Source organism: Halapricum hydrolyticum, from assembly GCF_025517535.1.
Classification (GTDB): domain Archaea; phylum Halobacteriota; class Halobacteria; order Halobacteriales; family Haloarculaceae; genus Halapricum; species Halapricum hydrolyticum.
Window position 1 is genome coordinate 137,293 of record NZ_JAOPKC010000006.1, and the last position, 17,699, is coordinate 154,991.

Sequence of the window (17,699 nt, forward strand, 5' to 3'; positions counted from 1 at the left end):
TGCGGTGGGCTCAAAACGTCCCGGAGCCACCTTCGAGCCGGTCGACGACTTCCCGAAGGTCGGCCTCGCTCTCGATTGTCTCTTTGACGCTCTCGCGCTTGCGGACTTCCTTTGCCGTTGCGTCGTACGCCCGGACGTATTCGGCCCGACTGTGCTCTTCGAAGGCGTGCCGGATCGCGAAGTAGCCATCGGGCAGGACTGTCCCGCAGACCTGACACTCGACACGCTGGTGGTCAGTCGCCTGATGGACGATCAGATCCTCGACCCGGTCGAACGTCCGTCCGTCGCCCTCGATTGCACACTCCCAGCTGGTCATACGCGACATAAGCATCGAGACGACCGTGAATGTTTCCCCGGGCGCAATCAGAAGCGATAATTCCCCCTCGGGAGTAAATCGACAGGTGACAGGGAGCGATGGGACCCGCGTGGACCTGCACGTCAAGGTACTCGACGGCGGCGTCGTCGAGCGGGCGAAAGCCCGCGGGCTCGACGTGCTGGTGTACGCACCGCACTTCACGCGCTGGCCAACGATCGAACGGCAGGCCGAGACGTTCAGCGACGACGAGTTGACCGTCGTCCCGGGCCGGGAGATCTTCACCGGGCCGTGGCACGACAGGCGGCACGTGCTGGCGCTCGATCTCGACGCTCCGATCCCGGATTTCATCACGCTCGACGGTGCGATGGCCGAACTTCGCCGCCAGGATGCCACCGTGCTCGCGCCTCACCCGGCATTTCTGAGCGTCAGCCTCGGCCGCGAGCAACTCCTGGAATACCGGCACGTGATCGACGGAATCGAGGTGTACAATCCCAAACACCTCCCCTGGCACAACCGGCGTGCCCAGTCGCTCGCGAGCGAGCTCGGTCTCCCGGCGTTTGCGTCCTCGTACGCGCACCTTCCGGGTACCGTCGGCGAAGTCTGGACGACTTTCGAGGCAAATCTTCGGACAGCGAGCGACCTCGCCGAAGCGCTCGAAGACGGCACACGGCGACGGCTGTTCCATCGATCGGGGTACAGCCATCGCACCCGAAAACTGCTCGAGTTTTCCCATCTGGGCTACGAGAACGCCTGGAAGAAGTTCGACCGGATCGTCCTGTCAGGGATGGAGGCGACCCATCCCGGCCACGTCGCGTACGGTGGGCGGTTCGACGATGTTCGCGTCGTCTAGAGGCCGATGACCTGCTGGACCTGTGCCTGGATCTCGGGCGGCGTCCCGTAGATGAGCCCGGCTGCAACGACGAGTTCGAACGCCGTCACTGTGAGCATCATCGGGGTTGCCCACTTGCTGCTGACGGGCACGCCGATCGGGAGATCAAACTCTTCGTCCCAGAAAGGATAAAAGAAAGCGATCCCGCGCCGGCTCCCGAGGACGTCGAGCACGTAGTGAGTGAGGACGCCGATCCAGACGTACTGGAGATTCGAGAAGTAGATCGGATAGGCGAGCACGATCCCGAGGACTGGGAGGTTGTGTAGCGTTTTGCGGTGCTTTCCGAACGCCGTGTCGACGTCCGGGAACAGCGCCCCGAGCACGACCGGGACAAGCACTTCAGCGATCGTTCGCACGGTCTCGAGGTCGCCACTCGGCTGGACGATGATCCCGATTCCGACACTCAACAGGACGGCGTTCAGCACGTGCCCGCGTTTGTTCATCACCGGAATCGACGGACGGCGGGGACTCAAGCGTTTCCCTCCGACGGCAGCGCTTGCCAGCCGTGGCCTGGGTTTCGCTACCGCTCTCGTTTGATCGCTTCGAGCAAATCGGTCAGCGACTGTCGGACGACCTGCTCGCGGACTGCCTGCCGATCGCCATCGAAGCGATACTGATCGACGGCGGTCGTGGAGTCGCCGCTCTCCCAGGGGGCGGCGTAGGCGACGCCGATGATGGCCGTTCCGACGGGCGTTTCGCCGGTGCCGCCGCCGGGACCGGCGACGCCGGTGTTGGCAACTCCCCACGTCACGTCGGCCAGATCCCTGGCGGCCCGGGCGAGCTCGGCGGTCGCGGCTTCGCTGACGGCACCGTGTCGGTCGAGCGTCTCGCGGTCGACACCCGTCAGCGTCCGCAGAGCGTCGTAGTCGTAGGGGACGAGCACGCGGTCGAGATAGTCGCTGGCTCCCGGGGGTGTCGTCAGTGCCGCACCGACGCCGCCGCCGGTGCAGGTCTCGGCGACGGCCAGCGTCTCGTCGGTCTCACGTAGCCGATCTCGCACGCGTGTCGCCAGTTCGCGCGTCTGATCGCGGGCGTTCATGCGGGACTCAGCGCGCGCCAGACAGGTGAGACTTACTGTTGGGCGCGAAGGTGTTCGCACTCGGGTAGCGAAGCCCCCGAGCGTTCATTTCCGCCGGTAGTTACCGGCTCGTGTCGTGATGTCCGATCACCACTCGAAAGGACAGCGGCTCCGATATTCTCTTAAGTAACGATCGAGTATACATCAGTAATGATAGAGGCCACGAGCGCGGGAGCGATCCTCTTTCGCGATACGCGTGGCCGTCGTGAATACCTCCTGTTGAAGAGTCGGCCCGGCGACTGGGAATTTCCCAAGGGCGGGGTCGAAGGCGACGAGGAGTTACAGCAGACGGCCATCCGAGAAGTGAAAGAAGAAGCCGGGATCGAAGAGTTCCGGCTCGTCGATGGATTCCGCAAGGACTACGATTACATCTTCGAGGCGGACGGCAACACCATCCACAAGACCGTCCACCTCTTCATCGCCAAGTCCTACGAAGCGAGTGCCGAACTGTCCAACGAACACCGCGACCTGCAGTGGCGCGACTACAAGCAGGCGGTCAACACCGTCACGCAGGACGGGCCACGGGAGATCCTCGAGGAGGCTCACGACTTCCTCGACGAAAAGAAAGCCGAAGGTGAGCTCTAGAGCCACGGCAGCCACCTCAGACGAAAGACCGGGCCCGCGAACGATACTCCGGACGCGAGGCCGGATCGGCTGGCGATACGGTTTTCCACGAGCAGCGTCTGCAGGCGCACGTGGACCCGGACAGCGAGTTCGTCTTCGAATTGCAGGTCTGCCAGTGGGCCGAGCTGTCCTGGCCCCCGGGCCGAGAGCGGACGCAGCCCGTCCTGATCGCCCGCCAGCTCGGCACGGAGCGACGGCGCTGGGACACGATCATCATCGAGTGTGATCCGGACGCACTCGAAGCACGCAGCCGGTTCGGTCGCGAACGCCTCGATTCGGACCTGCTCGACGTGCTCCGGTACGCGCCCGACGAGTGGACGTGGTATCGGGACGCCCTGCCCGATCCCGGCTACCCCTGGCGGTACGTCCGGGAATCGATTCACCGGGCCGGCGATCGTGGGATCCTCGAAACGCGAACGCGGGGCAACCGACTCCAGATCCGCCGGCGCTGGGCGTATCCGGACTGGGTCGATCGGATCGTTGCGATCGAGAACAAACCGGACTTCGACGCCAGCGCCGCCCGCGTGCTGGGCGAGCAACTCCAGCGAGACGTCGCCGTCGGCCTGGCCGACGAGGTCTGGGTGGCGACCGCGGACGGCCAGGAGCGATTCGAGCGCGCCTTGCTGGAGGACGTTCCCGTCGAGGTCGGGATCCTTCTCGTCGACGGGGCCGACGCCGAGGCGATCTGGCAGCCGCGGTCGCTGTCGCCCACCGAACCGGGCACCCGCATCGAAGAGCGACCGGAAGGAGGGACGCGCGACGCGTCCGCGGCCCGGTTTTCGTACGTCGATCCGGACTGGAAGCGCGAGAAGCGACTGGCGATCGCCGAGCGGGCCTACGAACGCGGCTTCCGGTCGTACGTCGACACGATGCGCCCGGACTGTCGACACTTCGAGTTGCGCGACGTGCCGGCGGGGTTCCTGCCCTATTGCGGTACGAAAGCGTGCCATCAGACCGGGAGCGAGTGTCGCGGCGGCTGTCCGGAATACGAGCCCGAGCCGCCGACCTGGCGGACGCGCGGCTGGCCGATTGACGGCGGCCCGGGGGCCGGGATCAGGCGACTGCTCGACCGCCAGCGCCTGCGAACTCGACCCGGGCTCGAAGAGTGATGCCGTCCGAGCCTCCCGCGACGAGAGTTACGTCCCGTGTTCCGGCCCCAGTGAGGCGACGGTCTTACCTACCAGCGCTTCGAGGGGTGGCGTATGGCAAAGACGGTACTGATCACGGGGTGTTCGTCCGGCATCGGGCGTGCGACAGCCGAGGCTTTCCTCGATGACGAGTGGACGGTGTACGCGACTGCCCGCGACGAAGACGACATCGCGGAGTTGGCCGAGGCCGGGTGTGAGACGGCCGAACTGGACGTGACGAACGCTCACGAGGTCGATCGCGTCGTCGACCGGGTCGTCGACGAGCAGGGCCGGATCGACTGCCTGGTCAACAACGCCGGGACGGCCCAGTTCGGACCGCTCGAAGACGTGCCTACCGACGCCCTCGACGACCAGTTCGACGTCAACGTCTACGGCCCACACCGGCTGATCCGAGCAGTCCTGCCGCACATGCGCGACCGCGAGACGGGACGGATCATCAACGTCTCCAGCATCACTGGCTTTCTCGCCACGCCGGGCGAGGGCGCCTACAGCGCCTCGAAGTTCGCACTGGAGGGGATGAGCGACGCGCTCCGTAACGAGGTCGACCAGTACGGGATCGAGGTCGTGCTCGTCGAACCCGGGCCGGTCGCGACCGAGTTCGAACGGCGCGTCGAGGCTTCCCGCGACCGCCTGGAACGCTCCGGTGCGTACGAGGCGATCTACGAGATCCAGGACGACCGCGTCGCCATCGAGGCCAGCGATTCCTTCGGCATGCCGCCCGGGGCTGTGGCGACGACAATCAAAGACGCCGCGACGGTGACCGATCCCGAGCCACGCTATCCGGTCGGACGGCTCGCGAAGACCGCCACGCTGGCCCGGTATCTGCCCGATCGCGTTCGCGATCGCGTCTGGCGACTGTTGCGGCGCGTGACGTCGCTGCGGCGGTGATCGGGATGATCGAGGACCGCGACGCGCTGGCGCGGACGCCGGCACACGACCTCGCACTGTCCTGCATCGAGGCGGGGATCGAGGCCGCCCGGCCCGAGCGTGTCGTCGCCGAGCAGGTTTCCGTCGAGGACGACACTCTCCGGATCGCCGACGCCCGCTACGATCTCACTGCATACGACGAGATCGTTCTGCTTGGCGGTGGCAAGGCCGCCGATGTCGTCGCCCGGGCGCTGGGGGACGTGCTCGACGACCGGATCGACCGCGGACTGGTCGTGACGACCGACCCCGTCGAGACCGAGGCGGTCGACGTCGTCGAGGGGTCTCACCCTGTGCCGGACGAGCAGGGTCGCGAGGGGGCCCGCGAGATCGTCGATCGCGCTCGCGAGCACGGCGAGAGCTCGCTGGTGCTCGTTGCGATCACGGGCGGCGGGAGTGCCTTGCTCCCGTTGCCCGCGGGCGACGTACGACTGGCTGACCTGCAGGCGATTACCGAGACGCTCGTCGAGAGCGGCGCGGCGATCGAGGAGATCAACGCCGTCCGCAAGCACCTCTCGGCGATCAAGGGAGGCGGGCTGGCGGAAGCGGCCGCGCCGGCGACGGTCGTCGGACTGGTCTTCTCGGACGTCGTCGGTGACGACCTCGCCACGATCGCCTCCGGGCCGACCGCTCCGGACGAGACGACCTACGAGGACGCACTTGCCGTGCTCGATCACTACGGCGTGGACCCACCCGAGGCGGTGGTCGAGCACCTGGAAGCCGGAGCGACCGGCGAGCGGCCGGAGACGCCCTCGGGCGAGTTGCCACACGTCGACAACCACGTCCTCGCGAACGCGTGGACGGCGCTGTCGGCCGCCGAGGACGCCGTCGACGACACCGAGTACGAGGCCGTGGTCCTCTCTTCACGGATACGGGGCGAGGCGAGCGAAGCGGCGCTCAGCCAGGTCGCCATCGCCGAGGAGTGTCGTGAGACCGGCCATCCGGTCGAGCCGCCAGCCGTGTTCCTCTCGGGCGGGGAGGCGACGGTGACCGTCCTTGGCAACGGCGAGGGCGGGCCGAACCTGGAGTTCGCGCTGCGGGCAGGGATCGAACTCCCGGCGGGCGTCGTCTGTGCGAGCGTCGACACGGACGGCTCGGACGGTGCGACCGACGCCGCGGGAGCGATCGTCGACGGCGAGACCGTCAACGACCCGATGGCTGCCCGGCGCGCGCTCGTCGAAAACGACTCGCTGTCGGTGCTCGAAGACGCCGACGCGCTGATCGAAACCGGGCCGACGGGGACGAACGTCAACGATCTCCGCGTGCTGGTCGTCGAGGACGGGTGACGACGCAGATCAAACACCGCGCTATTCGAGACAGGCCGCGACGGCTTTCAGCAGCGTCTCGCCGCGAACCTCCTCGGCGAACAGCGGGACGCGCTTGACGTCGTGGCCGCGGAAGACGTCCTGGGATCGCTGGAGAGCTTTCTGCTGGACGTCCCAGCGGCGCTTGCAGAACTCACAGCTGTCGAGATTCGGCGAGACGAACCAGTCGGCCTCGATGTCGGCGACGTCGGTCAGGTCTTCCATCACGCGATTGACGACGATCGTGCCGACAGGAATCCCGAACTCTTCCAGCTGGGTCAGGAGTCGCTCGGACTCCATGACGCTGAGTTCTTCGGGCACCATGACGACGCGGAAGTCGGTCTTCGCCGGATCCTGCAGGACGGCTCGCAGGCGTTCGATCCGCTGGCTGAGCTCGCGCAGATCGCCCAGTCCCTCTTCGACCTGTTCGTCCTCGTCCCCGAACATGCCCGTCACCGACTCCAGCACGCCGCTCATGCGCTCGCGGAAGGCGATCAGGCGTCCGACCATCGTCTCCATTACGTCCGGTAGTTCGAGCAATCTGAGTGTGTGGCCGGTCGGCGCTGTGTCGACGACCACGCGATCGAACCGCTCGTCGTCGAGATACTGCAACAGCAATCGCATCGCCGCTGCCTCGTCGGTGCCTGGCATCGCGGCCCCGAACGGATCCGCCATGTCGTCGCCGAGCATGTCCGTGAGCGGGCCGAGGCTGTCCTCGACGCCAAGCGGGTTCTCGCCGAAGGCGTTCTCCGGGTCGATCTCGACGGCGTACAGCGGGATCTCCTCGCGGATCTTTGCCGGCTCGCCCGGGATGTCGGTTTCGAGCGTGTCAGACAGCGAGTGTGCCGGATCGGTCGAGACGATCAGCGTCGCGGTGCCGTCGCGGGCACTGGCCAGTCCTGTCGCGGCGGCCATGGTCGTCTTGCCCACGCCGCCTTTGCCCCCGTAGAGGACGTAGTCGGGGGCGTCGACCCCGGTGGGCACGGCCGCGTCGTCGATTTCCTCGACTGCCTCGACGTCGATGTCCGTCATGTCCGGCGCTACCCGGGCCGGACTTGTGTACTCGTCGGTCTCCTCGCGGTCGCGGCCGCATCACCAGGGTAAGACGGCCACTTCGAAATCCCTCACGGCAGTTCTATCGAGTCCGTCTTCGACCAGTCAGTCTCGTCCATCACGACCAGTTCCTGGTCGCTGAAGACGTACAGGTGATCACCGATGTAGGCTGCGCGCTGTGGCTGACCGTCGATCCGGATCCGTGCCGTCTCCGTGAGTTCCCCGTCGGTATAATCGACGACGTAGCCCTCGCTGTCGCCGGGCAGGAAGAACACCTCATGTTTGCGATCGATGAGGAACGCGTGATGGGACTCCGCGATCGCCGACCAGCGTGATCCGGGGTAGTACGTGTCGTCGATGGTCGGATCGCTCGGGTCGCTCGCGTCGAACAGCGTCGCCTTGACCGTGCCGTCTTCCTCGCCGATCCCGAGGACGTGCCCGTCGTCGATGGGGTGGAGGTACGAGGAGTAGCCCGGCAGTTCGAGTTCGCCGACCTCTCCCGGATTCGCGGGATCGGAAAGATCGATCACGTGGAAGGGGTCGATCTGCCGGAACGTGACGACGTAGGCGGTGTCACCGACGTATCGGACGGCGTAGACGCGCTGATCCTGACCCATGTCTGTGACCGAGCCCTGGCGTTCGAGCGAGTCGGCCTCAAGCGTGTAGAGATCGTTGACGCTCTCGGTCCCGAACTGTCGGGGGATCGTCGTCGCGATCCGCAGGGTGCCGTTGTGTTCGTCCAGCGAGAACTGGTCGAGCGGCTCGCCGGGAACCTGACCGGTGGCCTCGACCGAGAGTCCATCCCCGACACCGATCCGGGCGATCCCGGTCGTCGCGAGTTCGCGACGGTGGTCGTCGACGTAGGCCTGCAGTCCATCCTGGTACGTCGAACGGACCGCCTCACGCTCGTCGGCAGGGACGCCGTCAAACCACTGCTGGATCGTCGCCTCGACTTCGACCTCCATCGCCCGCGCCGAGAGGTTGTACGACTGGATCTCGCTCACTCGCCGTTCGACCCACCCGGGCGCGTCGATCCGATCGGAGCGGACGGCTTCCGCGATGACCTCCCCGCGCTGCGTCCGCTGGGTGTAGGTGACGTACAGGGCGTTCTCGGACATGTAGATGGCCGAGCGATCGCGCGTCCCGACGACGCTGACGCTGTCCGCTATCGCGCCGTCAGCCGGGTCGAGTTCGTACGCCGTGTAGGTCGCGTCGACGGGAATCTGCGCGTGCGGCCGATAGATCGACGTGCAGGGAATCGCGCTGCCTTCCAGCGGTTCGACCGGGCAATCCATCCCGGGTGATACCGGCGACTGTGTCACGACGTATAGCTGCCCGTCCAGCAGCCGCGCCGTTTCGATCGTCCCGTTGACCGATCGCTCCCAGGTCTGTCGCGGCTCCGCCGGATCGCTCACGTCGTAGCCGACGAGCCGCGATCCCTGGAAGACGACCAGCGAGTCACCCGACAACAGTAACTTCCCGCTCTGATCGATGCCGGTGATCCGCTCGGGTGCCGCCGGATCGCTCGAGTCGATGACGTGTGTCGTACCCGGAGAGTCCCAGGTATCGTCCACGTCGGAACTCGAACCTTCGAGAACTGGCTGGATTCGATAGACCGGTCTATCGGCGTAGTAGGCGTGGTCACCGGTCGTCTTGAGTCGGTCCGGTTCGTCGATGCCCGCCACCTGGACGTTCGTCGAGGAGTGGCGGTCAGGGTTCGTATCACTCGGCTCACTCGCCTCGGCTCTCGTGGCGTCCGTTTCGACCGCCAGATCGAACGTCTGCGGCGTCAGCCAGAAGCCACTGCGAGCAGTGTCTGGACTGTTCTGGACGTATTGCTGGAACTCCTCGACACTCTCGAACGTCGTGACGCCCGTTTGCGCGGCGTCCGATCCTGGATCCGTCAGCCCTGGATCGTCGCCATTGGGTCCGTCACCGATGTCGTCCGGAGTCGATCCATCGTCAGAGATCGCCACCGTCGCGACGCCCGCTCCCACCACGGAGCCGACGAGCAGCGCGACGACGACGATCGCACCGAGATTCAGTTCGTCCATACGCGATGATACTCTGCCACCCGCTAAGTACTCGCGAAAGCTCAAACGCCGCTTTGAGCTATCCCTCACGCCGTCGAGCTACCGCTCCGACCAGAACTGCTCGATCTTCCCGGCGAGAAAGTCGGGCGTCATGCGGACGAACTCCTCGCGCTCCGCCGGCGAGAGATGACCGTTGACGCTGTGGCGCGCTCCCCCGACGTAGCGGCGGTCGGCCAGGATCCGAACGCCGACCTCCTCGGTGCCGCGGATCACCCGACCGATCGCCTGCCGCGCCCGCCGAACCGCCGGCACCGTCAGCGCGTACTCGAAGGCGTTGTCCTCGCCGAAGGCGTCGCCGTAGGCCCGTCGGACAGCCTGCACGCGCGGGGAACCAACGTTGACCAGCGGTACGCCAACGACCGCGGCTGTCGAGAGCTTCGCCCCGTCGTAATCGACGCCCTCGGTCAGCGTCCCGCGCGTGCTCGTGACGATTACCTTTCCCTCACCGTCGAAAAACCGCTGTTTCAGCGCTTCCGTCTCGTCGTTGCTCGTCGACTCGTCGACGAGGACTGGCTTCTCGACGGCCTCGGAGAGGTAGGAGCCAGCCCACGCGGCTTCCCGGTAGTTGGGCATCGCGATCAGGACGTTGCCGGGACTGCGCGCGACCGTCCGCAGGACGTGGGCGTACTCGTCGCGAGTGTTCGTCCACGACCGCTGGTCCTGGGTCGGCTCACCCCGATTGCGCGCGGTGAAGGGGCTCGCGTCGACGATCCAGCTCGCCCGGTTGGACTCGGGGAACCGCAACGGGTACGACCGCGTTTCGATCGGTCGGCCAGGGTTTTCTCCGTCGGGGTCGCCCTCAGTCAGCGCGTTCAGCCCTGCGACCTGAGTGAACACCGACAGCGGCGAGAGGGTCGCGCTCATCAACATCCCGCCGCCGAGCGCGTCGAAAATCTCCCGCAGGGCTTCTGTCGGCATACAGTCGAACAGGACGAGTCCGGCAGTGTATTCCCGCTGCCAGCCCTCGACGCGCTGGTCGTCGGTCGGGCTGTGTTCGAGTTCGATCTCCCGCAGTTTCGTGGCGTGATCGCGCTCCCACCACCGGGACATGATCGCTCCCACGGCGGCCGCGACCGGCTGGCGCGCGATCCCCAGCTGGTCCATCGTATCCTCGACGGCCGCGCCGATCTTGGGGAGACTTCGCCACAACGAACCAGTGTATCCCTCGTCGGTAGCCCACTCGGTCAGTTCGTCGGTCTCGACGGTCTCGGGATCGCGAAGTGGAACCTCGATGTCGTGTTCGGGCAGGGTGTCGGGGTCAGCCCGCCAGCCCCGACCTGCCTCTTCGTCCAGAGCACGCTCGACGCGCTCGTCCAGCCATCGCAGCACGTCGTCGTAGAAATCTCGCGCTCCTTCGACTGCTTCGAGGTTCACCTCGTGGCTCGTCAGCCGCGCTTCGACCTGCGCGCGGTGGTCGTCGGTCTGGCGCGCCCGCTGGAGCAGTTGATGGCAGTCGTTGCGGGCCTGTACGAGGGTCTGACGACCGACGCGGTCCGAGAGGAGATCGCGGACGCGTCCTTCCAGTCTATGGGCCTCGTCGACGATCACGAACGTCCGCTCGTCGAGGATCTCCGCGAGGAGGGGCCGAGAATCGGGATCGAACAGGTGGTTGTAGTTGCCGATCACGACATCGGCGTTCGCGAGCAGGACGCCCATTGCCCGATGTGGGCAGGTCCCGCGCTCGGTGGCTGCCGGGAGATAGTCGTCGGGCGTGAGGACGAACTCCTCGCCGGCGGCGAAATCCACGGGCGAGCCTTTGTTCCGGGCGTACCAGTCGGCCTCAAACGGACAGTACAGCGGCGGGTCGTCGCCGGCGACGTCTTCGGGTGCCGTTGGTTGGCTCTGCCGGTACGGGGAAGTCGCGCCGGCCGTGGAGAGACCGCCCCCGAGTGCTCGCTGGCCCGTCGCGTCCGCCCGGGCGGCTTTCGCGAGGTCGCTGGCGATCTGCGGGTCCCACCAGATCTCGTCGGGGTCGCCGCCCACGGCGCTCTCGGCGGCCGGCGGCTCGTCGCCGCCCTCTCCGTCGCTTTCGACGAGTTGAGCCGTGTTCTCACGGAGGTCTTCACAGCGGTTGTGGACGCTCTTCTCGGGCGGGAACACGTCCTCACGACCGTACGGACAGAGGTCGCGCTTGCCGACGAGCGAAATGCCCGCGAGAGGTTGCTGCAAGCCCGCGTTGAGCGTCCGGAGGTCCGCGACGAACTGCTTCAGTTGCTGTTTGACGGGCGTGACCACGACGACGGACTCGTAGTGATCGCCCTCCCGGAGGAGCGTCGCGGCCGCGGTCAGGGCGGCCATCGTCTTGCCGGTCCCGCAGGGTCCCTCCATCGCGAGATAGCCCTGCCGCTTCCCGACGTCGATCGCCGACTCGATGGCGTCGGCCTGGCTCTCGTAGGGCTCGTCGAATCCGAAGTACGGCTCCCAGTCCGGGTCGGCCATTTCGTAGTCCGGGTTGGGGCGTCGCCACTCTTGAACGTACGGATCCGGCCTTGCGGCTATCTCCCACGGCGCACTCCCGGCATCTGCCGGCGGTCGCTACGACTCCTCGTCCTCGGAGATGTTCAGTCCCTTCGAGAGGCGGTCCGTGATGACCCGCTCGACGATATCGAGCAGCTGTTCGTCGTCCGTCGTGTAATCGGCGAAGATGCCGAGCGGGATCTGCCCGCCGGCCACGTCGTGGTGGCCGCCACCGCTGCCGACGTCTTCGAAAGCGTCGCGAAGGAGGTTGCCGACGTGCACCCGCGGATCCGGTGACCGGGCGCTGACGTGGATCGTGTCCTCGACGATGCCGAAGACGATTGCCGTCTGGACGCCCTCCAGTCGCGCGAGGTAGTCGACGGCCTGGGGAAGCGAATCGCGTTCGGACGTCCGGCCGACGTGCGAGATGAGGATCGCCCCCGTCGTCATCCGGTTGTCGATCGCCGTCGAGATCGCGTCGAGTGTCGCCCCGGTGACCGACGGCGACGATATCTGCCGGACCATATCTCCGTCGACATCCTCCTGGAGGAACCCCGCCGCCTCGTACTCCGCGCGGGTCGCCCCGCGAAGGAAATCGAGGGTGTCTGACCGGATCGCGACCATGAGGGCCGTCGCCAGTCTCGAATCGACCTCGATACCGAGCGCCTGGACGTACTCCGTGAGGATCGTCGCAGCCGCGCCGACCTCCTCTCGGCGGTCGACGAAGCGGGCCTCGACCTCCTCGGCGGGATGGTGGTCGATCACGATATCGATGGGGGTCCCTTCCGGAACCTGGTTGTTCTCGCCGGGTATCGAATGGTCCACAAACGCGAGCAACGAGTCCGGCGGCCGATCCGTGACGGCGGCGGGATCAAACGGCTGGATGTCGATGTCGAGCAGGTTCACGAAGGCGCGGTTCTGCTGGTGGGAGATCGCCCCGCTGTAGAGGATGTGTCGCTCGTCGATGCCCGCAGCGGCCGCGATCCGACCCAGCGCGAGCGCGCTCGCCAGACAGTCCGGATCGGGGTTGTCGTGACAGACGATGTTGATCTCGTCTCCGTCAGCCAGCAGCTCCTGGAGTTCGGCGGCCGTGCTCATTCGTGGATGTACTTGCTCTATGTAGTTAGGTGTGCAGGGGAGTTGTGGATCGATTACTCGGTTGTCGCACGGGTCGAATTATACGTTTCGGGCGCGGTACTCGCCGTGCTTGACTCCGAGGAACAGCATGATCGCGCCGAATGCCAGGGCAGACGGCAATACCATCATGAGCGTCGTTTCGAGTCCCATCGGCGTCATCGCGGCTCCGCCGACGCCGAGGGCGATCAGGGCGGCGAATGTGAGGGCCGTGGTTAGTGTATCGAATTCCATCGTTTTGGGTTGTGTGCTGGCCTGGCTTGAAAGGCGAGTTGGCGGTGAAGGTTTCCGGATGGCCTATCGAGCGACGCGAGAACGCTTTCTGATTGGCACGCAGCACGGTTAGTCGCGGTCGATACGACGACCGGCGGAGTCAGTTGTAAGCGGTTGATCTAGGCTGTCGCACACGTGCCCTATTCGTGCACTCGATACCGACATTCTATTTACTCCTCTCCCCAATTCTGGGACAGATGCGACTGCTCTACCTCACTGAGGAGCCCATCTCTTTTTCGGGCACGATGGTGCGTGGCGGGCAGATCCACGTCCGGAACGTAGTCTCCGGGTTACGGGCACGTGGCCACGACGTGAGGCTCATCGACTGGAACGACGAGCCCGAACGATCGTTTCAACGCTCACTGTCTCCACACTTCCGGTTCGGGTTCGATCCGACCAGAACGCTCGTTCGAGCTATCTCAGTGGGTCGACAAATGGACGCCGACGCGATAATCTCGAAAACGCGTAAAACATATCTCGCGGGATTGGGAGCTGCCGCCGCGCTCGATATCTCGCATGTCGTGCACGTGGGATCGAGCCCGACTGCAGCCGGTGGCAGCATATCTGATTGTCTTCTCGACAAGTCATTCGAGGCGCGTTTGCGCGCCCCTCACGACGCCTATTTCGTGGTCTGTCAGGCAATCGGTGACGAGCTCGAAGCACTGGGTATCGACCCGAACCGCGTTTTTGATGTTAAGAACGCGGTCGACACTGACCGGTTTCACCCAGACGGCCCACCGGATCCGCTCTCTTCGTCGGATATGAAACGCTTGCCAGATGATGACGACCTTCGACTCGGCTATGTCGGAGGACTTCACGAGTACAAGGGCCTAGACGACCTCGCGGATGCTCTCGACCGAGTACACTCGGACTCGCACCTCATCGTCGCAGGCGACGGTCCCGATCGGGAGCGACTCGAACGGAAGTTCGGCTCGACGGCGACGTTTCTCGGAGCGATTCCCTACGAGCAGATCCCCGCATTCTATCACGAAATCGACGTGCTCGTACTCCCATCCCATACCGAAGGGTTGCCGAGAGTCGTCCTCGAAGCGCAGGCGACGGGCACGCCCGTCGTTGCGACTCGTGTCGGCGGTGTTCCCGAGGTCGTTGAGGACGGGCAGACGGGCCTTCTCTGTGACGCACATGATCCGGATTGTCTCGCTGCTGCTATCGATCGCCTTGCAACTGATGGTGCCGAACGGTCACGTCTTGCGGAGGTGGGTCGGGAAGCCGTAGCGACGTCGTTCACGTGGGATAGTCTGTACGGCAGGTACGAACGATTCCTCCGGACGATCTGTGATTAGTATCGATGAGTGACAACGATCAAGCGATCCGGGACGTCGTCAAGGGTGCGAGTATCGTTTACGTTGGTTTGTTTTTGGAGTTGGTTATCGCCTTCTTCGCGCAGGTGCTCGCAGCACGGTATCTCTCTGTCGGTGGGTTCGGTGGGCTGACAACCGGAACAGCTCTCCTCGATATTGGGTCGATTATCGCCGGACTGGGGTTAGCAGGTGGGTTGACTCGATACCTCCCCCGAATCGAGAGCAAACAGAAGCGCTCACTGGTGACGACGGCGGTTGGGATCTCACTCACAAATGCCGTCATCATTGGTGGTCTAGTGGCGCTCGGAGCCCCTGTGATTGCCACAGAAGTGTTTGGAGATCCGTCAGTGACTGTTAGTATCCGTATTTTTGGGGCTGCGATTCCATTTTCGGCACTTCTCAATATTGCGATTGGCGGCATTCGTGGTGAGAAAGAGCCACTTTATCGGGTTTACGTAAAGAACATCACACAGCCGTTGATCCGGTTCTTTCTGGTTATAGTTGCTGTCGTCCTCGGCCTTGATCAGGCAGGGATCGCTGGCGCCTACGCGTTTCCGTACGTCGTGACGAGTGCACTCGCACTATTTCTTCTCTATAGAACACTCCCCCAAACACCACTCCAAATTGATGTCGACCTTACAGAACGAGTTGCGCGATATTCGATTCCGCTCATTGCGTCCGGTCTCGCCGGATTCGTGTACCGCAGCGTGGATATATTCCTCATATTATATTTTCTCGATAGTTCGGCAGTCGGCGTTTATGGAGTCGCGTACGCGGCCGTCGGATTCATGCAGATGTTCTCGACAGCGTTCAATTTCCTCGGCGCACCCGTAGCAAGCGAGCTCGAACACGATGAGGACACCGAAGGGGTCATGAGCGTGTTTCGGCCGGTTTCGCGCTGGCTTGTTGTCGCCAGTGCCTGTGCGTTCGTTCCGCTTGGGGTTTTTTCATCAGAGTTCATCAGCATTATATACGGATCAGCGTACGCTGGTGGCGGACTTGCGCTCGCAATATTGGCATTCGGGTACGGCTCACAAAATGTGTTAAGCGTAAACGGACCGATACTACAGGCTCTCGGTCGGTCGCGTCTTCTTGCGTTCAACAGCGTTCTCGCCGCAATCGTAAACGTCGTTCTCAACGTACTATTTATTCCGCGATTTGGGATTGTCGGTGCCGCTGTCGCAACTAGTATATCATTTGTCCTACGGGACGGGCTCGCAGCAGTCGAGGTTCGTTACCTCCTTGATACAACACCGATTCGTGGGAACGTGTTCGGGCCAGCACTTGTTGCAATCGGGATATTTGGGGTGTTTGGGTTCATTGTCGCGCCAACAGTTCCGACAACGGTGCTCTGGCTACTTGGTGTCTCGGGAGTGGCATGTCTACTGTACGTCGTCTCCGTGTTGGTGCTCTTCGGAATCTCGCGAACGGAGGTTATGATCCTCCGTTCAGCGGAGGAACAGTACGGTCTCCCGGTCCCTGACCCAATAGTCGAGTTACTTCATCGACGCTGAATATCGATGCTCAGCGGTAGCCGAGATCACGGAGCCGCTGTTCGACCTCGTCACTCGTCTCGACTTCGGGGAGGTCGATATCCGTTGCTTCGGCTTCGTCGAGGTACGCATTCATTTGTTCTCGGAACTCGGCGACAATGTCAGGGTGTTCCTCGCTCACGTCGTTTAGCTCGTCGGGATCTGACTGGAGATCGTATAACTCAACCTGATCTTCCTCAACTAGCCAAAAACACTTCCATTCGGATGTCCGGCAAGCGAGTGTCCCCCCGCTTGCCGCTGTTGCGATGGTAACCTCTTCTTCCATCTCCTCGCCACGGAGTAGGGGCGCAAAACTCGTCCCCTGAACCGCATCGGGTGTCTCGATGTCAAGGAGATCGTACAGGGTAGGTCCGAGGTCAAGCAGGGAAACCTGCTGGTCAATAGTCCGCGATTCAATTTCGGGCGCATAGATGATGAGCGGGACGCGAAGCAGTTCGTCGTAAAGGTAGGGGTGGTGACCGAATCGGTCGTGCTCGCCGAACGCCTCCCCGTGGTCAGCAGTGACGACGATGATTGTCTCGTCAAGGATGCCACGTTCCTTTAATTCGTCGAGGACCTTCCCGATATAGTGGTCCGTGAAGCGGATCTCCCCTTCGTATAGTTTGAGTAGGTCATCGACATCCTCTTCTGTGAGTTGGTCGGGCTCTTCCTGCATCTTGCCGTTGAGTTCGGCAACGCGACGCTTCGGGAGTGGATCAACGTTGAGGTCTTCGAGGAACTGCTCGGGTGGCTGGAAAGGGTAGTGGACGTCCATATAGTGGAGCCACATAAAGAAGGGGTCCTCATCGTCCCACTCACTTTTGAACCAATCAAGCGCGTTTTCGGTAATCGTCGGCGCCTTCGCGTACGCGGAGGAATCCGTGGTGAGCGTGAAGTAGTGCCAGACGCGCCGCAGGAGGCTGTAAATTTTCGAATCTGGGTCAAGGCGGCGCTCGACGCGGTCCTTCAGCGAGGCGACGGAGTCCGAACCCTCAGCAGAGTCGTTGAAGGTGTCGAATCCACTGTCGTAGTTCTGTTCGGAGCCGAGATGTGGGTTAGAGTGATAACCGATAGTGTAGTATCCCGACTCTCGAAGCGTACGGGCAATAAACGGGCGATTGTCGTTCAGATAACTATATCCTCCGTACGTAAGCGGAAGAGTGCTAGTCAGAATAGAAGGAAAACTAGAAGGCGTAGAAGAGCCGTTGGCAACGACGCCGGTCAGATTTACCGAATCGCTTCGGAGAGTGTGTAGGTTGGGTGCAAGTGGTTCATTTTTACGTCTGGAAAAGATATAATCAAACCGAAGGCTGTCGACAGTGACAAGAAGAACGTTCTCAGAGTCCATTTAGTAGTTTATCGCAGAGACAGTCGATAAAGCTTATTATACACGCTAAAAACCCCATAACAATGGTAGCTACTAGGTACAGTATCTGTGCGACTCACTATAACAACTCAGCTTTGCACGTTAGCGTCAGCTGTTGAATGAACGAACAGGTGATCGATTTCTTCCATCAGGTCATCGACGCCACGATCATTATTGTCCCGAACC

At 63.4% G+C, this 17,699-nt stretch carries 16 protein-coding genes; 7 read left to right on the top strand and 9 right to left on the bottom strand.

Annotated elements, in window-relative coordinates; genetic code table 11:
• Positions 1-10: 10 nt before the first annotated feature.
• On the bottom strand, positions 11-316 hold the full coding sequence (locus OB916_RS08050) for a DUF7565 family protein (protein WP_315908783.1): 306 nt from the start codon (positions 314-316) through the stop codon (positions 11-13).
• Between the two features lie 85 nt (positions 317-401).
• Between OB916_RS08050 and OB916_RS08055 the strand changes: the two genes are divergently transcribed.
• Complete coding sequence (locus tag OB916_RS08055; RefSeq protein WP_315908784.1) at positions 402-1,166, top strand: PHP domain-containing protein; 765 nt, start codon at positions 402-404, stop codon at positions 1,164-1,166.
• Here the strand turns inward: OB916_RS08055 and OB916_RS08060 are convergent.
• Both OB916_RS08060 and OB916_RS08065 read right to left on the bottom strand, forming a co-directional pair.
• The gene (locus tag OB916_RS08060) at positions 1,163-1,648 is read right to left on the bottom strand and encodes a metal-dependent hydrolase (RefSeq protein ID WP_315908785.1); all 486 of its coding nucleotides are present in this window, start codon (positions 1,646-1,648) and stop codon (positions 1,163-1,165) included. The genes OB916_RS08055 and OB916_RS08060 overlap by 4 nt on opposite strands.
• Before the next feature lie 77 nt (positions 1,649-1,725).
• Positions 1,726-2,244, bottom strand: coding sequence for a CinA family protein (locus OB916_RS08065; RefSeq protein WP_315908786.1), 519 nt, complete (start codon positions 2,242-2,244; stop codon positions 1,726-1,728).
• 189 nt (positions 2,245-2,433) lie between these two features.
• Here OB916_RS08065 and OB916_RS08070 point away from each other — a divergent pair, with 189 nt between their 5' ends.
• The 4 genes from OB916_RS08070 to OB916_RS08085 all read left to right on the top strand — a co-directional run bounded on the left by OB916_RS08070 (position 2,434) and on the right by OB916_RS08085 (position 6,265).
• Positions 2,434-2,868 carry a bis(5'-nucleosyl)-tetraphosphatase gene (locus OB916_RS08070; RefSeq protein WP_315908787.1) on the top strand — a complete coding sequence of 145 codons (435 nt, stop codon included), beginning with the start codon at positions 2,434-2,436 and terminating at the stop codon, positions 2,866-2,868.
• Between the two features lie 110 nt (positions 2,869-2,978).
• A complete protein-coding gene (locus OB916_RS08075) occupies positions 2,979-4,016 on the top strand; it encodes a DUF5787 family protein (protein WP_315908788.1) in 1,038 nt (345 codons plus the stop codon).
• Positions 4,017-4,109: 93 nt separating this feature from the next.
• On the top strand, positions 4,110-4,943 hold the full coding sequence (locus OB916_RS08080) for an SDR family oxidoreductase (protein WP_315908789.1): 834 nt from the start codon (positions 4,110-4,112) through the stop codon (positions 4,941-4,943).
• 5 nt (positions 4,944-4,948) lie between these two features.
• A complete protein-coding gene (locus tag OB916_RS08085) occupies positions 4,949-6,265 on the top strand; it encodes a glycerate kinase type-2 family protein (RefSeq protein WP_315908790.1) in 1,317 nt (438 codons plus the stop codon).
• Positions 6,266-6,286: 21 nt separating this feature from the next.
• Here OB916_RS08085 and OB916_RS08090 read toward each other — a convergent pair whose 3' ends face one another.
• From OB916_RS08090 to OB916_RS08110, 5 genes are all read right to left on the bottom strand, one after another.
• Positions 6,287-7,315 carry an ArsA family ATPase gene (locus tag OB916_RS08090; protein WP_315908791.1) on the bottom strand — a complete coding sequence of 343 codons (1,029 nt, stop codon included), beginning with the start codon at positions 7,313-7,315 and terminating at the stop codon, positions 6,287-6,289.
• 92 nt (positions 7,316-7,407) lie between these two features.
• Positions 7,408-9,390 carry a beta-propeller domain-containing protein gene (locus OB916_RS08095; protein ID WP_315908792.1) on the bottom strand — a complete coding sequence of 661 codons (1,983 nt, stop codon included), beginning with the start codon at positions 9,388-9,390 and terminating at the stop codon, positions 7,408-7,410.
• 78 nt (positions 9,391-9,468) lie between these two features.
• Entirely contained in the window at positions 9,469-11,868 is a 2,400-nt protein-coding gene (locus tag OB916_RS08100) for an ATP-dependent DNA helicase (protein WP_315908793.1), read from the bottom strand.
• Between the two features lie 96 nt (positions 11,869-11,964).
• Positions 11,965-12,984, bottom strand: coding sequence for a DHH family phosphoesterase (locus OB916_RS08105; RefSeq protein ID WP_315908794.1), 1,020 nt, complete (start codon positions 12,982-12,984; stop codon positions 11,965-11,967).
• Between the two features lie 78 nt (positions 12,985-13,062).
• Complete coding sequence (locus OB916_RS08110; RefSeq protein WP_315908795.1) at positions 13,063-13,254, bottom strand: DUF7333 family protein; 192 nt, start codon at positions 13,252-13,254, stop codon at positions 13,063-13,065.
• 284 nt (positions 13,255-13,538) lie between these two features.
• Between OB916_RS08110 and OB916_RS08115 the strand changes: the two genes are divergently transcribed.
• Positions 13,539-14,597, top strand: coding sequence for a glycosyltransferase family 4 protein (locus tag OB916_RS08115; protein ID WP_315908799.1), 1,059 nt, complete (start codon positions 13,539-13,541; stop codon positions 14,595-14,597).
• A gap of 5 nt (positions 14,598-14,602) precedes the next feature.
• Entirely contained in the window at positions 14,603-16,129 is a 1,527-nt protein-coding gene (locus OB916_RS08120) for a flippase (RefSeq protein WP_315908796.1), read from the top strand.
• Positions 16,130-16,139: 10 nt separating this feature from the next.
• Here the strand turns inward: OB916_RS08120 and OB916_RS08125 are convergent, their stop codons facing one another.
• Complete coding sequence (locus OB916_RS08125) at positions 16,140-17,495, bottom strand: sulfatase (RefSeq protein ID WP_315908797.1); 1,356 nt, start codon at positions 17,493-17,495, stop codon at positions 16,140-16,142.
• Positions 17,496-17,699 lie beyond the last annotated feature (204 nt).